This window comes from Bacillus stercoris (genome assembly GCF_029772985.1).
In the GTDB taxonomy this organism is placed as follows: Bacteria; Bacillota; Bacilli; order Bacillales; family Bacillaceae; genus Bacillus; species Bacillus stercoris.
In genome coordinates, this window is record NZ_CP121861.1 from 3,142,462 (window position 1) to 3,158,273 (window position 15,812).

17 protein-coding genes are annotated in these 15,812 nt (G+C 46.6%); 3 read left to right on the forward strand and 14 right to left on the reverse strand.

Annotated features, from left to right (window positions below; all coding sequences use genetic code 11):
- Positions 1 to 29: 29 nt before the first annotated feature.
- From argF to QA442_RS16480, 12 genes are all read right to left on the reverse strand, one after another.
- Positions 30 to 989: an ornithine carbamoyltransferase gene (argF, locus tag QA442_RS16425; RefSeq protein ID WP_040083464.1), complete on the reverse strand. Its 960-nt coding sequence runs from the start codon at positions 987 to 989 to the stop codon at positions 30 to 32.
- Complete coding sequence (locus QA442_RS16430) at positions 977 to 4,069, reverse strand: carbamoyl-phosphate synthase (glutamine-hydrolyzing) large subunit (protein ID WP_095432633.1); 3,093 nt, start codon at positions 4,067 to 4,069, stop codon at positions 977 to 979. The genes argF and QA442_RS16430 overlap by 13 nt, the downstream gene beginning before the upstream one ends.
- Complete coding sequence (locus QA442_RS16435; RefSeq protein WP_095432634.1) at positions 4,062 to 5,123, reverse strand: carbamoyl phosphate synthase small subunit; 1,062 nt, start codon at positions 5,121 to 5,123, stop codon at positions 4,062 to 4,064. The genes QA442_RS16430 and QA442_RS16435 overlap by 8 nt, the downstream gene beginning before the upstream one ends.
- Positions 5,124 to 5,193: 70 nt before the next feature.
- The gene (locus QA442_RS16440; RefSeq protein ID WP_095432635.1) at positions 5,194 to 6,351 is read right to left on the reverse strand and encodes an acetylornithine transaminase; all 1,158 of its coding nucleotides are present in this window, start codon (positions 6,349 to 6,351) and stop codon (positions 5,194 to 5,196) included.
- Entirely contained in the window at positions 6,348 to 7,124 is a 777-nt protein-coding gene (argB, locus tag QA442_RS16445) for an acetylglutamate kinase (RefSeq protein ID WP_095432636.1), read from the reverse strand. The genes QA442_RS16440 and argB overlap by 4 nt, the downstream gene beginning before the upstream one ends.
- A 14-nt stretch (positions 7,125 to 7,138) precedes the next feature.
- Positions 7,139 to 8,359 carry a bifunctional ornithine acetyltransferase/N-acetylglutamate synthase gene (argJ, locus tag QA442_RS16450; protein ID WP_095432637.1) on the reverse strand — a complete coding sequence of 407 codons (1,221 nt, stop codon included), beginning with the start codon at positions 8,357 to 8,359 and terminating at the stop codon, positions 7,139 to 7,141.
- A 19-nt stretch (positions 8,360 to 8,378) separates the two neighbouring features.
- The gene (gene argC / locus QA442_RS16455) at positions 8,379 to 9,416 is read right to left on the reverse strand and encodes an N-acetyl-gamma-glutamyl-phosphate reductase (RefSeq protein WP_095432638.1); all 1,038 of its coding nucleotides are present in this window, start codon (positions 9,414 to 9,416) and stop codon (positions 8,379 to 8,381) included.
- Positions 9,417 to 9,620: 204 nt separating this feature from the next.
- Complete coding sequence (locus QA442_RS16460) at positions 9,621 to 10,115, reverse strand: MFS transporter (RefSeq protein WP_095432772.1); 495 nt, start codon at positions 10,113 to 10,115, stop codon at positions 9,621 to 9,623.
- 44 nt (positions 10,116 to 10,159) lie between these two features.
- Positions 10,160 to 11,590 (reverse strand): FAD-binding oxidoreductase, encoded by a 1,431-nt coding sequence (locus QA442_RS16465; protein WP_095432639.1) that lies wholly within the window; start codon positions 11,588 to 11,590, stop codon positions 10,160 to 10,162.
- A gap of 62 nt (positions 11,591 to 11,652) precedes the next feature.
- Positions 11,653 to 11,823: a YqaE/Pmp3 family membrane protein gene (locus tag QA442_RS16470; RefSeq protein WP_003232996.1), complete on the reverse strand. Its 171-nt coding sequence runs from the start codon at positions 11,821 to 11,823 to the stop codon at positions 11,653 to 11,655.
- A 64-nt stretch (positions 11,824 to 11,887) separates the two neighbouring features.
- The gene (locus QA442_RS16475; RefSeq protein WP_014663505.1) at positions 11,888 to 12,196 is read right to left on the reverse strand and encodes a metal-sulfur cluster assembly factor; all 309 of its coding nucleotides are present in this window, start codon (positions 12,194 to 12,196) and stop codon (positions 11,888 to 11,890) included.
- Between the two features lie 63 nt (positions 12,197 to 12,259).
- Positions 12,260 to 13,027, reverse strand: a complete 768-nt coding sequence (locus QA442_RS16480) for a prolyl oligopeptidase family serine peptidase (protein ID WP_014663504.1) — start codon at positions 13,025 to 13,027, stop codon at positions 12,260 to 12,262.
- A gap of 119 nt (positions 13,028 to 13,146) precedes the next feature.
- On the opposite strand from QA442_RS16480, the gene yitU reads away from it, so the two are divergent.
- The 3 genes from yitU (at position 13,147) to QA442_RS16495 (ending at position 14,413) form a co-directional block, all read left to right on the forward strand.
- Positions 13,147 to 13,959, forward strand: a complete 813-nt coding sequence (gene yitU / locus QA442_RS16485) for a 5-amino-6-(5-phospho-D-ribitylamino)uracil phosphatase YitU (protein ID WP_095432640.1) — start codon at positions 13,147 to 13,149, stop codon at positions 13,957 to 13,959.
- Positions 13,960 to 14,062: 103 nt separating this feature from the next.
- Positions 14,063 to 14,215 (forward strand): hypothetical protein, encoded by a 153-nt coding sequence (locus tag QA442_RS16490; RefSeq protein WP_003239346.1) that lies wholly within the window; start codon positions 14,063 to 14,065, stop codon positions 14,213 to 14,215.
- Positions 14,216 to 14,413 carry a DUF3813 domain-containing protein gene (locus QA442_RS16495; RefSeq protein WP_003233010.1) on the forward strand — a complete coding sequence of 66 codons (198 nt, stop codon included), beginning with the start codon at positions 14,216 to 14,218 and terminating at the stop codon, positions 14,411 to 14,413.
- Between the two features lie 30 nt (positions 14,414 to 14,443).
- Here QA442_RS16495 and QA442_RS16500 read toward each other — a convergent pair whose 3' ends face one another.
- Complete coding sequence (locus tag QA442_RS16500) at positions 14,444 to 14,899, reverse strand: BsuPI-related putative proteinase inhibitor (protein ID WP_306646088.1); 456 nt, start codon at positions 14,897 to 14,899, stop codon at positions 14,444 to 14,446.
- A gap of 18 nt (positions 14,900 to 14,917) precedes the next feature.
- Positions 14,918 to 15,760 carry a YitT family protein gene (locus tag QA442_RS16505; RefSeq protein WP_003245017.1) on the reverse strand — a complete coding sequence of 281 codons (843 nt, stop codon included), beginning with the start codon at positions 15,758 to 15,760 and terminating at the stop codon, positions 14,918 to 14,920.
- Positions 15,761 to 15,812 lie beyond the last annotated feature (52 nt).

Below are 15,812 nucleotides of genomic sequence, written 5' to 3' on the forward strand. Positions count from 1 at the left end.
TTGCCATCAAAAAAACTGCTGAGTTTGACTCAGCAGTTTTTTGATGATTCCCCATTGTATAAAATGGCCTTCAACAGTGCTTTTTGCACATGAAGACGATTTTCCGCCTGCTGGAACACTGCAGAATTCGGCCCGTCAATAATCTCCGCAGTCACTTCTTCCTCGCGATGCGCAGGGAGACAATGTAAAAATGTATAGTCAGGCTTGGCATGGCTGACCAGCGCCGCATTCACCTGATAAGGCGCAAAGACAGCAAGACGTTCTTGCTCTTCCGCTTCCTGTCCCATGCTTGTAAACACATCAGAATAAATCACGTCCGCGTCTTTTACCGCTTCAATCGGATCTTCTGTCAGCGTGATGGAAGAGCCGGATTGAAGCGCATATGTTTTTGCCGCTTCAGCTGCTTCATCTAACACTTCATATCCCTTTGGGGAAGCGATTGAGATATCACAGCCCATTTTCGCGCAGCCGATCATCAAGGAGTGCGCCACGTTATTTCCGTCACCGATGTATGCGACTTTTACGCCTTTAAGCTTTCCTTTTATCTCCTTAATCGTCAAGAGATCCGCGAGCGCCTGGCATGGGTGGTATTTATCCGTCAGTCCATTGATTACCGGAATATCAGCTTCTTTGGCAAGCTCCTCCACCTTTTCATGTTCAAAGGTCCGGATCATGATGGCATCCACATAGCCTGACAGCACTTTTGCCGTATCAGCGACAGTCTCACCGCGCCCCAGCTGCAGATCTTTCTGGCTTAGGAAGAGGGCGTTCCCGCCCAGCTGCGCCATGCCCGCTTCAAATGAAACACGGGTCCGCGTTGATGATTTTTCAAAAATCATCGCCAAGGTTTTGCCATGGAAAATAGGCTGGATTTTGTTTTGCTTCAGCTCACCGGCTTCTGCAAGCAAGGCGTTTATATCCTGTTCACTAAGATCTTTTAACGTTAATAAATCTTTTCCGTATAAACTGGTTTGCGTCACTGTGTGCATGATGCCACTTCCTTTTTATAGAGATCTTTGAGAGATACAGGCTGCGGATGGCCTGAACCGCTTTGTAAAAACGCCCGCACGGTTTCTTCTTCTGTAAAGACGGTGATGCCGTGCGTCATGACTTCCAGACGTTCTTTGCGCGCTTCTTCAGAACCGCTCAGATTGATGTGGAGCGATTTTCCTTTCTGTTCCATCCAAGAGGCAAATGTCCCTTCATGAACGGTGAAACCGGCGTTTTCCGCTAATTCCTTCACATCTTCCGGACCGTTTTGCAAGTATATGCTTCCTTTTTGATTCCAGACACGTGTATAGATTTTTTTCAAGGCGCTGTCGGCATCATATGCGACACACATGCCTTCTCCCGTTGATTTCATTTCCGGCCCAAGCTTCACATCCACATCCTGGATCGCATGAGAAGAAAAAACAGGGAACTTCACGGCAACTCCATGATGATTTTGGCTTGCCGGGTTTAGATCTTTTAAGGACGCACCCGCCAGCAGACGTGTGGCAAGCGGAATCATCGGCACGCCCATTACTTTGCTGACAACCGGAACCGTGCGGCTCGCTCTCGGATTCACTTCAAGCACGAGTATGTCTCCATTGTCGATCACAAATTGGATGTTCATGATGCCTTTAAATGAAAGTTTTCGGGCAATTTTTTGTGCGGCCTCTTTCATGCTCTGCTGCAGCCTGCTTGTGATTGATGGTCCCGGAAGGATGGCAAAGCTGTCTCCCGAATGGACACCCGCCCGTTCAATATGCTCGGTATATGTCGGGATAAAGACATCCTCGCCGTCGGAAATCAAATCAATTTCGACTTCTTTTCCAGACACATACTGATCAATTAAAATCGGATATGGCATGCTGTCCTCATCATTCAGCAGCTGAGAAAGCTGGTCTTGCGAGTCAACAATGATCATGCCCATTCCGCCGATAACGTAAGATGGACGAATTAACACCGGATAGCCAATCTCACTGGCTTTTGAAGCGGCTTCTTCTTTTGTATAGGCAATTTCTCCTTTTGCGTGCTTCAATCCTAGTTCATCAAGAAGCTGATAGAACTGATCACGATCCTCTAACACATCGAGTGTTTCAAACGAAGTGCCGAGAAGGGTAATGCCGGCTTTTTCAAGTGCTTCAGCAGCATTGATTGCAGTTTGGCCGCCGAATTGCACGATTGCAAAATCAATATTTTCCTGCTCCGCCACGTTTACAATATGCTCCGTTGTCATCGGTTCAAAATACAGGCGATCCGCAATTTCATAATCTGTGCTGACCGTTTCCGGGTTATTGTTAATCATGATGGTTTCGAACCCAAGCTCTTGCAGTGTCAGCACGCCGTGAACCGCACTGTAATCAAATTCAACGCCTTGGCCGATCCGAATCGGGCCTGATCCGATAATCAGCGCGCGTTTTTTCTTTTTGCGGCTGATATCTCCATCGGTCTCTCCGAAATATGTGGAGTAAAAATAGTTTGTTTTCGCATCAAACTCAGCCGCGCATGTATCGACAATTTTGAAGGAAGGTGTAATGCCCATCTCCTTGCGAAGCGCGCGCACCTCTTTTTCTGTTTTGCCGATCAGCGAGGCAATCGTTGCGTCTGAGAATCCCTTTTCCTTCGCTTTTTTCAATAAGTCAAAAGAGAGATCGCCGCCCTCTTCCATCAGGCGGTTTTCCAATTTGATGATGTTGTTAAAGGTATGCAGGAAAAACGGATCAATTTTTGTTTTCGCATGAATGTCATCAATCGTCACGCTGCGGCTCAACAGCTCCATGACAACGAAAAATCTGCGGTCATCCGGAATGACTGCCAACTCCCATAGCGCATCAATTGACAAGCCGCTGAGCTCTGGAAGGTGCGTGCCGATATTTTTTAATTCAAGGGACACGGCTGCCTTCTGTATTGCCGCTTCTAAATTCCGTTCAATCGCCATCACTTCACCGGTGGCTTTCATTTTTGTGCCAAGCTTGCGGTCTGCGTTTTTGAATTTATCAAACGGCCAGCGCGGAAATTTGACGATCACATAGTCCAGTGCCGGTTCAAAGCTTGCGTAAGTTGAACCTGTGAGCGGATTTTTCAGCTCGTCAAGTGTGTATCCGACTGCCAGTTTAGCAGCCATCTTTGCAATCGGATAACCGGTCGCTTTAGATGCGAGAGCCGATGACCGGCTGACACGCGGATTCACTTCGATGACGTAATATTGCTTGCTGAAAGGATCAAGCGCGAATTGAATATTGCAGCCGCCTACGACATCAAGTGCTGAAATGATGGTCAGACTAGCCGTCCGCAGCATTTGATAGTCTTCATCTGTCAATGTTTGTGAAGGCGCCACAACGATAGAGTCACCTGTATGCACGCCGACCGGATCGATATTTTCCATGTTGCAGACGGTAATGCATGTGTTATTGCCGTCACGCATGACTTCATATTCAATTTCTTTAAAGCCCGCAATGCTTTTTTCGACAAGGCATTGATTGATCGGGCTTGCTAATAGCGCCTGTTTAATCATAGCTGTAAAGGCTTCTTTATCAGGGGCGATTCCTCCGCCCTTTCCGCCTAATGTGTAAGCAGGTCTGATAATAACGGGAAAACCGATGGATTCCGCAAACCGGATGGCGTCGGTTTCATTATCAACAATTTCACTCTCTGGCACGGGCTGTTTCAATTCATTCATTAACGAACGGAATTTTTCCCGGTCTTCTCCTTTTTGTATCGTTTCAACGGATGTGCCGAGAAGCTTGACGCCGTGCTCCTTTAAAACACCCGTTTCTTCAAGCTCCACCGCTAAATTCAATGCGGTCTGACCGCCTAAATTGGCAAGAAGCCCATCAGGCTGTTCTTTCTTAATGATGGCTGTCAGGCTTTCTGCTGTCAGAGGCTCAAAATAAATCTCATCAGCGAAGGCTTCATCGGTCATAATTGTCGCCGGATTGCTGTTGACGAGAATCACCCGGTAGCCCTCCTCCTTCAGCGCGATGCACCCTTGAGTGCCTGAATAATCAAATTCTGCCGCCTGCCCGATGATGATCGGGCCTGATCCGATTACTAATATGCTTGAAATACTGGTGTCTTTAGGCATGGGCGATTTCTCTCCTTGCTGGTATCACATTCTTTAGATAATCATCAAAAATCCATTCGCTTTCCGCCGGTCCGGGATGGGCTTCCGGGTGGAATTGCACACTCATGACTGGCAGTTTTTTATGGGCAAGCCCTTCAACTGACGTATCATTGACATGATGAAATCTGATCGTGAGCTCTTTTTCATTAATCGACTGTTCGTCAACCACATAGCTGTGGTTTTGGCTTGTCATAAAGACCCGTTTCGTTTCACGGTCGATGACCGGATGATTTGCTCCCCTGTGTCCGAATGGCAGCTTGAATGTATTCCCTCCGAATGCGAGCGCGATCAGCTGATGTCCGAGACAAATGCCAAGAGTCGGAAAGCGGCTGATGATGCTTTTGATTTTCCCTAGATATGGATGAATGGCTTTCGGATCTCCAGGGCCGTTCGACAGCACAATGCCGTCCGGCTTTATATCGTATACAGCTTCCATTTGCTTGTATGGCACCACGGTGACCTTGCAGCCTCGTTTGACAAGTGATGATGCGATTGACTTTTTATAGCCAAAATCAATGAGAGCGATATGTTTATTCCCGTTGCCAAATGTGCTGATTTCCTGTGCGGAAGCCTGTTCTGCCACATTCTCTGGTTGGAGGGCAATCTCAGCGCCTTCTTTAGAGGCTGTGACTGTCGCACCCATCGTTCCATTTGCCCGGATTTTTTTCACGACAGCCCTTGTATCAACATGGGTCAACAGTGGAATGTTCCATTTCTGTAGATACTCCTTGAGGCTGTATACCGCTTCATGATGAGAAAAATGATCACACGCCTCATAGACAACCGCGGCTTTTACTTGCGGTTTCTTGCTTTCAAAATCCTTTTCATTAATGCCGTAGTTGCCTATCAGCGGATAGGTAAATACGATAATCTGCCCTTTATATGATGGATCTGTCAGCACTTCCTGGTAGCCTGTCATTCCTGTGAAAAAAACAGCTTCTCCCGTGCAGTTTTCATGACCGTCCAGCTCGCCGCTAAACGATGTCCCATCTTCTAACACTAAATAACCTTCCATCTAACAGCCCACCTCTTGATGAATAATTAATTATAAAAATGAATTTTTATACCTTTATATCGAAAAAAAATCACTGGTTTACAGCGGTATGCTGAGCGATTGCCTGTTTCAGCTTGCTGACAGCTTCTGCTATTTCATTCTTAGTGACGGTGAGCGGCGGCAGCAGACGAATCACGTTCGGGCCGGCCGGCAATACAAGCAAGCCTAATGTTTGCAATTCTGCAATAATGCCAGCAACCGGGCCATCACACTCAATTCCAAGCATTAATCCTTTACCGCGGACTTGTTTAACAAAAGGGCTTTTTAGCTCCGCCTCAAGCTGTTCTTTTAAAAACGCTCCTTTGTCAGCAGCCTCTTGCAGAAAGTCAGGCTCGAATACAATTTGCAATGTGGCATTCACAGCAGCCATCGCCAGCATATTTCCTCCGAAAGTCGTTCCGTGAGAACCAGGGGTAAACGCTTCTCCAAGCTGTTTCTTTCCGATGACAGCGCCGACTGGAAAGCCATTTCCCAATCCTTTGGCGGCTGTGATGATATCCGGTGAGAGTCCAAAGTGCTCATATGCGAAGCCCTTTCCCGTCCGTCCGATGCCGGTTTGAATCTCATCAACAATCAGAAGAGCCTCTTTTTCCTTGCAAAATGACTGAACGGCTGTTAAAAATTCAGCGCTCGCCGGATTGACTCCGCCTTCTCCCTGCACTGTTTCAAGCATCACCGCGGCAATATCGTCTTCCTCCCCAAGAGCTTCAAAAACAGAAGGATCGTTGTATGGCAGGTAGTGAAACCCTTCCAGCATTGGGCCGAATCCTGTTTTGATTTTATCCTGTCCGGTCGCCGCCATCCCTGCATACGTGCGGCCATGGAAGGACTGAAGAAATGTGATGATTTTTGTTTTTCCAGTTGCTTTTCGGGCGAGCTTGATCGCACCTTCATTCGCCTCCGCGCCGCTGTTGCAGAAAAAGACGAGATCACCCGCACTGTGTTCCGCCAGCTTCTGTGCCGCTTGCTCTTGGAGACTGTTCTGAAATAGGTTGGATACGTGCCATACGCTGTCGAGCTGTTTTTTGACTGCCTCTGTCACCGCTTCATGGCAGTGGCCTAGATTTGATACCGCAATCCCCTGAATGAAATCGAGGTACGTTTTGCCGTTCTGATCCTCAACGTGCGTTCCCTTTGCTTTTTTAATGTCAATATCCCAGCGGCCGTAGGTTTGAAACAAGCTGCTCATGAAACAGCCTCCTTTGCTTTGACGATTTTTGTCCCTTGAAAGGTTTGTTCTGCGAAGAATGATCCTTTTCCGTTTACGATCATGACTTCAGACACCTGATCTGATAAAGCTGACAAGGCTGAATTGACCTTCGGGATCATCCCTCCTGTGATCACTTCCTGCTCGATTAGCGTCTGAATCTCTTCAGGGGTCAGGACGTCCAGACGCTGCTTTTCCTTCATGATTCCATCAACATCTGTGACGAACATCAGTTTATCGGCTTCAAGTGCTCCGGCAACTGCTGAGGCAGCCAGATCGGCATTTACATTCAGCGTTTTGCAGTCGCTTGTCATAGACAGCGGCGCAATAACGGGGATGATGTCCTTTTCCATCAGCGCGTTCACCATGGATGCATCGACTTTTTTGATTTCTCCGACTTCTCCGTATGCTTCCGAATCGAGATAATCAGCCTCCAAAAGACCGCCGTCCTTACCAGAAATGCCTGCGGCTCGCAGTCCGTGTTTGGCAAGCTCTGCAACGAAAAATTTATTGACAGAACCGGATAAAACCATTTCCGCCACTTCCAGCACCGGCTTCGTTGTTTTCCGCTGTCCGCCCGAAAACTCTGTTTTGATATTTAACCGCTTCAGCATATTTGTAATTTCCGGGCCGCCGCCATGTACGATCGCCAGTTTCCAGCCTGACGCCGTCAGCTCTTTCAGATTTTGAAAAAATTCCTCCGACAGCTCACGGATGACACTTCCCCCGCATTTAAAGACAATTGTTTTCTTCATAATGCTCCCCTTTATTACGTGCGATAGCTCGCGTTAATTTTGATATAGTCATAGGTCAGGTCACAGCCCCACGCTCTTCCGTTCCCGTCTCCTTCATCCATCTTGATGACAATGGTGATTTCATCTCCTTCAAGGTATTCCTTGGCGAGAGATTCAGAGAATGGCTGAGGCTCGTTATTCTTAAACAGGCATTGGCCCCCAAGATAAACCTCTACTTCTTCAGCCGTCACTTGAGCTGCGGAGTGTCCAATGGCTCCGATGATCCGCCCCCAGTTGGCATCTGTTCCGTATACTGCTGTTTTCACGAGATTTGAGCCGACAATCTTTTTAGCAATGACGTTTGCATCAAGATTGTTTTTCGCTCCCTGTACCTGTGCTTCAATTAGTTTTGTCGCGCCTTCTCCGTCTCTGGCAATCTCTTTAGCCAGATCCTCACAAGTGAGCAAGAGCGCTTTTTTAAAGACCGGCCAGTCTGGATGATCTTCTGTCAGGTACTCGTTTTCGGCGCAGCCATTCGCCATAACCAATACCATGTCGTTCGTGGATGTTTCTCCGTCAACTGTGATTTGGTTAAATGAAACGTCAGTGATTTCCCGAAGCGCCTTTTGCAGCGCTTTTTCTTCGATTGCCGCATCAGTTGTCACAAATCCCAGCATCGTGGCCATGTTCGGGTGTATCATCCCTGAGCCTTTAGCCGCTCCGCCGATCGTGACTGTTTTGCCGCCGATTGCCAGCTCATAGCACGTCTGCTTAATCACCGTATCGGTTGTTAAAATCGCTTCTTCAAAATCTCCTGATCCCGCAGGTGTTTCTTTCAGCAGCCCGATCCCCGCCTGAATTTTTTCCATGTCTAGATGTTCGCCGATGACGCCCGTTGAAGAAACAGCGACAAGCTCCGGCTCAATGCCAAGCTGTGAAGCAAAGATCTCTCGCATTGTGTATGCGTCCTTTAGTCCCTGTTCTCCCGTGCAGGCGTTGGCAATGGCACTGTTGACGATGACGGCTTTCAAGGCCGGCCCGTGCTTTAAGCTGTCTTGTGTCACTTTGATCGGCGCAGCCTGGAAGTGGCTTTGGGTATAAACCGCTGCACTTACGGCCGGAGTCTCGCTGATAATGACGCCGAGGTCTTTTTTCGAGTAGCGCAGCCCGCAATGCACACCCTTCGCCTGAAACCCTTTTGGCGAGGACACATCACCTGTTACTTTTACAATTTGATCTTCACTTAACTGAATCATGGTTCGATTCTCTCCCGTTCTATGGATAAATTGGCGTGATGGCGAGACCGGTCTCTTCATTCCAGCCATTCATTACATTAAAGTTCTGCACTGCCTGACCGGCGGCACCCTTCATTAAATTATCGATGACCGAGACGATCGTGACTCTGTTCGTTCTCTCGTCGTGGGTCACGGCGATATCACAGAAATTGCTGCCATACACTTCCTTCGTTTGCGGATAATAGCCTTTTGGCCTTACTCTCACAAAATATGAATCTTGGTAAAATTCCGAATATAGGTTATGCAGGTCATCTGCCGATAAATCACAGGTTAACTGCGTATACATCGTCGCCATGATGCCCCTTGTCATCGGAACCAAGTGAGCCGAAAATGTAATGGGCCCGAGACCTGGCTGCCATTCATTCAGCGCCTGTTCAATTTCCGGCGTGTGCTGATGTTCATTGACTTTATAAATTTTAAAATTGTCGTTCAGCTCAGAAAAATGAGTGCCCATGAATGCTTTTCTTCCCGCTCCGGAAACCCCGGTCTTCGCGTCAACGATAACGAAAGATTCATCGAGCAGTTTCTTTTGAGCCAAAGGCGCGAGGCCAAGCAAAACAGCTGTTGGAAAACAGCCCGGATTGGCAATGAGTTTCGCCTGTTGAATTTGCTTTTGATTCAGTTCTGCCAGACCGTATACCGCCTCTTGAATCACCGCCTTCGGTGCCGCTGCCCGTTTATACCATTTTTCATATTCAGCGGGCTCTTGTATCCTCAGATCACCTGACAGGTCAATAACCGGGATTCCCGCATCTGCCAGCTTCGGAGTCAATTCACTTGATACTCCAGGCGGTGCAGCAAGAAACATGATATCTATTTCGTGTTTGATCGTATTCATATCAATCTGCTTTAGCCTCTGATCCGCTAAGCCGATAAGATGAGGATAAACCTCGCTATAGACATTTCCTTCTCCGCTGGATGAATAAAGTATGCATTCCTCTGCATGAGGATGATGCGAAAGAATCCTGACAAGTTCGGTGCCTCCATACCCTGTAGCACCTACAATTCCTATTTTCAAAACAAGTTCACCCTCTTAGTCTTTGTGAAATTATTTAACATTATAACATGAATAAAAATTAATTCAATCGTATATTTAATATTTTTATTCATTTATAAATTTTCTGTTCAATGGAAATTCTGCTCAAAAAAATCAACACATCCACACCGAGAAACGTTGATATGACGCCCCTTTTCAGCCGCATAAAAAAACAGGCTGACGCGGTCAGCCTGTTTTCATCATCATCAATCCACTCAAAAAATATAGAATAGAGCTTGCATAAAAAATCATTTGCACTGTGAAAAAGTCAGCGAGAAAACCCCCGAGCATAATGGCTGCTGCTGAAAAGACAGCTGTCCAAAAATGGTAATTCCCGATCTTCTTTCCACGTTCTCCACTGTCTGTAAAATTAGCGATCAGCACTTTTTCTCCATGCTTTTGCATCGCTCCAAAGAGCCCTAACAGCACTTGGACGATATACACGTGAACGACGCTTCCGATATGCGGGACATATAAAAGCAGAACAGCCATCCCCCAAGAGTTCGCAAGCAGAAAATAACGGCTGTCAAACCTTTCAGACAGCCGTCCGAGGAGCGGATAAATGAGTGCGCCGCTCAGCCCGAACAATCCGTAGGAAAAACCGAACTGCGTGTAGCTTGAGCCGATATTTTTCACAAACAGTATATAAAACGGAAAGATTAAGCTGCTTGCGAAAAACACGCTGCTTTGTGATAATGTCAGCCATTTTAATTTGTTTTTCCCCATTATTTATACCTCTGATAAAAGTAATTCATAAAGCGTTCATCCGGGTCATAGGTTCGTTTTTTCTGAAAAAACGCTTCGCTTTTCGGATATGCCTGTCTCATTTGCGCCTTTGTCTGGTAGGTCATATAAGGCAGATAATAGCTGCCGCCATGCTTGATAGCAACGTCTGTCATGCGCCTGATGATTCGGGCAGTATCTGCCTGCTCTTCTTTTGAAAAGCCCTCATTTATTAATAACACGAGCGAAAACATATCATCCTTCGCATAGGAAAGGTCGGCCTTTTCATTTTTCTGCACGTAGCGGATCGTAATGTTCAGCAGGTTGAGATCTTCGCCCGACAGTGTTTGTCTCAGATCGTCTATATAAGCCGTATACTCCTTCACAGGCACAAAGTATTCTTGCAGAACATCTGTGTTGTCATTGTTTTCATACTCAAGAAATTTTGATTCGGACCGCATGACATTATTGCGTGAGATCTCTGTGCCATTTTGGCTTAGGAAATAGGATTGCTGCGTGCCCCACAGCCAATTCCTGCCCCATTCATACCGCCTTGACAAACCGAGTGCAAACTTTGTTGCTCCCGTATATTCATCTTCTTTGAGATCGCTGTATGAAGTCAGCTGATCCTGTTGATCAGCCAATACGTAATTCGTGACATACATGTCTTTCAGAAATCCTTTTTTCGCTGTTGATATTCGCGCCAGATGCATTCGGACTTCTGGATTTCCTTTTACGCGCTTTGTAAAATAATCTGCGTATGCGCTGTAATTCATTTTTTCAGTCTGCATGACATACAGTTCATCATCCGTCAGTTCAAGCGTTACATCAAGAATCACACCAAAAAGACCGTACCCTCCGATGACTGCCGTGAACAACTCGTCTTTTGGAGTGACGGTGATAATTGTCCCATCAGCTTTTAAAAGCCGAAATGATTTGACTGTATCAATCAGCGAGCCGTAGCGGATATCACGTCCATGGGCATTAGCGCTGAGAGAGCCGCCAATTGTAAAGATGTTTTGTGACTGCATGACTTTTACCGCGAGTCCGTATGGATTCACGTATTTCTGGATGTCATTCCACGTTGCACCGCTTTGCACTCTGATGGTCTTCTTCTCTTTATCGAGTGACAGGATTTTGTTGTAGCCTGTCATGTCGAGAACGATGCCGTCCTCATAATATGTATGGCCGCCCATGGAGTGCTGAGCACCGGCGATTGAAATTTTTATGTTTTTTCGATTTGCCTCTTTGACTGTGTCAAGGAGCGTTTCCTCTTCCTGCCCTTTCACTGTCTGCTTTATTTTCACAGGCATCAGGCGGCTGACATCCGTCATCTCGCTTGTGTCTGTTTTTTGCTCTGATTGCACAGAGTACGCAAACAGGGCCGCATACGCGCCAGTACAAAGCGCGAATGCAAGCAATTTCTTTTTCATAGTGCTCTCCCTGCTGTTTTTTTACAACCATTATACCATGTCTGCGCCCTCATTTTTCCATATTATCTTCTTGCCCGTTTTTCGGCACGGCGGTCGGCGACGATAAAGCAGGCGTGAATCGCGCCCGGCAGCCAAAAGATACAGGTCAATATGAGATTCAGCAAGGCCTGAAACGGTTTTCCCGAAAACAAAACAGCAAGCGGCGGGCACAAAACAGCAAGCAGGTACATCATTTCCTTTCACTCCTTTCAGCTGTAAAAAAGGACAGCCTCACATGTCAGGCTGTCCTTTTTTGTTTTATTGAATGCCAAGCGCAATTTTTGCGTATCTGGACATTTTATCTCTTGTCCAAGGCGGATTCCATACAATGTGAACCTCTGTCTCTTTCACTTCAGGAAGGTCCGCTAATGCTTTTTTCACTTCATCCACGATAATCGGCGCTAAAGGGCAGCCCATCGATGTCAGTGTCATCGTCACGTGCGTTAAGCCGTCTTCATCCATATCAACGTCATATACCAAGCCAAGATTCACGATATCAACGCCAAGCTCAGGATCGACAACCTGTTCCAGGGCGCCCATGATGTTTTCTTTTAATGCTTCTTCCACGTTCCCTCACTCCTTTTTTCTACAGTATAACGTAAATTAAGCCCTTGTTCATAACGCAGTGCTTTATAAATACGTTTCAAACCATTCAATCGTTTTTAACACTGCTGTCCGCGGGACTTTATGGTCGGCGTTTTCATCTCCGATAAATTGCAGGCGTTCCGGCTGCTCGCTGTAATGGGATTTAATCGTTTCATAAAATGTCCGGGTCGGCGCGTAAGGCACGACTTTATCTTTTTCACCGTGCCAAAATAAAAGCGGCCGCTGGCGCAGTTTCTCCGGCTGAAGGCTGAGATCCCGCAATTCGAGACGTTTCATCAGCTCCTGTACCTTCTCTTCCGGCACGTCGATATCAATTCCCTGAGATTGAATATGATCAATCTGCCGCTGAAACAGCTCCACGTAATTCGGGCTTCCCATCAGGCTGACGCCGGCTTTTATCCAATCATATGCAGTCAAAGCGCCAAGCGTTGTGATGCCGCCCATTGACGTGCCTGCGAGACCGATGCGGCCGCCGTCTACCAGGCCCTCTTTTTCAAAATGGTTTTTAAGCACGCCGATCTCTTCAATCTCGTTGAGGACGATGTCCCAAAAATGGCCCGCCAGCTCCTCAACAGCCATTTCTTCTCCCCGTTCACCATGGTGCAGAGCCTCCGGCAGAACGGCTCTGAAGCCCTTCTCCGCAAGCAGGTAAGCAATATGAAGGTTGTGTTCCTTCGCACTTGTAAAACCATGGATAAAGAATACGAGAGGAACAGCGCGGTGCCTGTTCTCTTCCTTTACAATATGTAAAAAAGGAATACCGGAAACGGTTTGATTCTCAATTTGTATCACAATGTGCCCTCCTTAGGATAACCATAATCATAAGTGTAACATGTAGACAATAAAGATGGTAAAAAGCTACACTGTAAGTAAGGGAAAACAAGCAAAATCTAAGGTTAAAGGAGCTTTTCATGGAGACAAAACCCTATTTAATCGCATTAGATTTAGATGGAACGTTATTAAAGGATGATAAAACCATATCAGAAAACACTCTTCGGACGATACAGCGCCTAAAAGATAGCGGGCATTATGTCTGCATCTCAACAGGTCGTCCGTACCGTTCAAGTTCTATGTACTACCAGCAGATGGAATTGACAACGCCGATTGTCAATTTTAATGGAGCATTTGTCCATCATCCGCTGGACGACAGCTGGGGACGGTATCATACGTCACTCCCGCTTGATGTTGTCAAACAGCTCGTGGATATCAGCGAGAGCTACAACGTACATAACGTGCTTGCTGAAGTCATTGATGACGTATACTTCCATTACCATGATGAGCACCTGATTGATGTCTTTAACATGAACACAACAAATGTAACGGTCGGAGACTTGCGGGAAAATCTCGGTGAAGATGTGACGTCCGTACTCATCCATGCAAAAGAAGAAGATGTGCCGGCAATACGCTCTTATTTATCGGATATTCATGCCGAGGTGATCGACCATAGAAGATGGGCCGCTCCGTGGCATGTCATTGAAATTATCAAAAGCGGCATGAATAAAGCGGTCGGCCTGCAGAAAATCAGCGATTTTTACGGCGTGCCGAGAGAGCGGATCATCGCTTTCGGAGATGAGGATAACGATTTGGAAATGCTTGAATTTGCCGGCTGCGGCGTCGCAATGGGAAATGGAATTGACGCGGTCAAGCAGATTGCCAACCGAACAACGGCTGCAAATGAAGAGGACGGCGTGGCAAGGTTTTTGAAAGAATATTTCTCACTTTAAAGACGGTCCGTATTAATTTTTCCCACTCATAAACCTTACTTTACCCCACCATACTATTGAAGACGACTCATCTCGTCAAAGTATGGAGGGGGGCAGTCTCAAAATGGGTAAACGAAGCAAATCCAGAAGGTTTATTCAGCAGGGTAAAGACTCCATCGGGCTACACGCCGCAAGATTTCCATATCGGTCTACTTTAGAAGAAGCTCACCAGCATGCCGCGGCACGAGACTCGGCAGAAAGACAGGTTGAATATTAAATGAGAAACGAACTGTTTCAGCAGGCAAAATCATTTGTTCAACAGGCGGTCATGGTGACAAACGGCTTTGAGGAGGGCGATCAGGAGCAAGCGATTCTGAGAGCCAAAAATGCTGTATCTTCTGCGTATGCCAATTCGACAGATGCGGAACGTCGCCAGCTGCATCAATTTCAAAATCAGCTGGACAAACTGCAATAAAAAAAGGCTATGGCGATTCGCCATAGCCTCTTATTTAACTTCAAATTGCTGAACAGCCTGAACCTGCTTTAGATTTTCCGCTCTGCCCTTAAATGTCACCTTTACCTCATAGGTTCCGGGCTCAGGGATTTCCTTCCACACATCAGAGAAATCATATGTTTCTCCGGGTTCAAGTGTCAGGTTTTGAAAAGCCTGCGTAAACATTTTGTCTTTCGAATAACGGTATCTTTCTTTGTGCCCAGAATCATACACGACAAGTTCAAATTTTTGCCCTGTGCTGAATTGAAACTCGACAGCACGTTCGCTTTGGTTCTTCAGCGACATGTTAAACTTGATTTGTTCAGGCTCCTGAATTGCGTCAACAGATAAAACAACCTCTTGATTCTCCATTCCGCCTGATACCTCCTTATCGGGTTCTGTCTGCTCATCTTTCCCGCAGCCTATCAAAAGCAGCACGGGGAGGAGCATCACAAGCAGCCGTTTCACGACTTCCACCTGCTTTCGTCAGTCTTTTCTAAAGAAGCCAAAAATCCCTGTCGTCTGTACAATGTTTGTAAATGCTTTCGGATCAACTTCTTTGACGATTTTCTCTAAATCGTACAGTTCGTACCTCGTAATGACGATAATCATCATTTCCTTCTGTTCGTTCGTAAATGCTCCTTTTGCCGGAACAGTTGTGATGCCGCGCACCATTTTTCCGTAAATGGCTTCCTTAATTTCGTCCGCTTTTTTCGTCACGATCATCGCCGTGAGTTTCATGTGGCGGGTGTGAATGGCGTCGATCACCCTCGTTGTCACATATAGTGTAACCAGGGTATATAATGCTTTCTCCCAACCTTGCAATAATCCTGCCGTCAAGATGATAATCCCGTTCAGAATGAAGAAATACGTGCCGACGGGTTTATCCTTCCACTTTGCAAGGACCATGGCGACGATATCAAGCCCGCCTGTCGAAGCCCCGTATTTTAATGTTAAGCCGATACCAACCGCTGAAATGACGCCGCCGAACACCGCGTTCAGCAAAATATCATGTGATAAGCTTGTTTCCGGCAGGATCCCCATAAACAGAGTAGTGAGTGCGACACTTAAAATGCTGTACACCGTAAACGATTTGCCGACCTTCAGCCATCCTAAAATACCGACCGGAATGTTTAAGAGGAACAAGAGCGTTCCCGTCGATATGTAAAAGGGGGCATATTGATCAACGACGCTTGATAAAAGCTGGGCGACACCTGTAAATCCGCTGGCATATACATCTGCCGGAATCAAAAATAAGTTCAGCCCGGCTGCATTGAGTAAAGCGCCGATGATGACGATGAGTAATTTTTTTGTTTGATCTAGTACCATGGCATGTTCCTCCGCTCTTTCTTCTTTATTATGTTTTCCCTTAAAACAAATA

Coding starts and splice junctions, on each gene's coding strand:
- argF (WP_040083464.1), bottom strand. CDS start 989: ATGCACACAGTGACGCAAACCAGTTTATACGGAAAAGATTTATTAACG.
- QA442_RS16430 (WP_095432633.1), bottom strand. CDS start 4,069: ATGCCTAAAGACACCAGTATTTCAAGCATATTAGTAATCGGATCAGGC.
- QA442_RS16435 (WP_095432634.1), bottom strand. CDS start 5,123: ATGGAAGGTTATTTAGTGTTAGAAGATGGGACATCGTTTAGCGGCGAG.
- QA442_RS16440 (WP_095432635.1), bottom strand. CDS start 6,351: ATGAGCAGCTTGTTTCAAACCTACGGCCGCTGGGATATTGACATTAAA.
- argB (WP_095432636.1), bottom strand. CDS start 7,124: ATGAAGAAAACAATTGTCTTTAAATGCGGGGGAAGTGTCATCCGTGAG.
- argJ (WP_095432637.1), bottom strand. CDS start 8,359: ATGATTCAGTTAAGTGAAGATCAAATTGTAAAAGTAACAGGTGATGTG.
- QA442_RS16465 (WP_095432639.1), bottom strand. CDS start 11,590: ATGAAAAAGAAATTGCTTGCATTCGCGCTTTGTACTGGCGCGTATGCG.
- QA442_RS16470 (WP_003232996.1), bottom strand. CDS start 11,823: ATGATGTACCTGCTTGCTGTTTTGTGCCCGCCGCTTGCTGTTTTGTTT.
- yitU (WP_095432640.1), top strand. CDS start 13,147: ATGGAGACAAAACCCTATTTAATCGCATTAGATTTAGATGGAACGTTA.
- QA442_RS16490 (WP_003239346.1), top strand. CDS start 14,063: ATGGGTAAACGAAGCAAATCCAGAAGGTTTATTCAGCAGGGTAAAGAC.
- QA442_RS16495 (WP_003233010.1), top strand. CDS start 14,216: ATGAGAAACGAACTGTTTCAGCAGGCAAAATCATTTGTTCAACAGGCG.
- QA442_RS16505 (WP_003245017.1), bottom strand. CDS start 15,760: ATGGTACTAGATCAAACAAAAAAATTACTCATCGTCATCATCGGCGCT.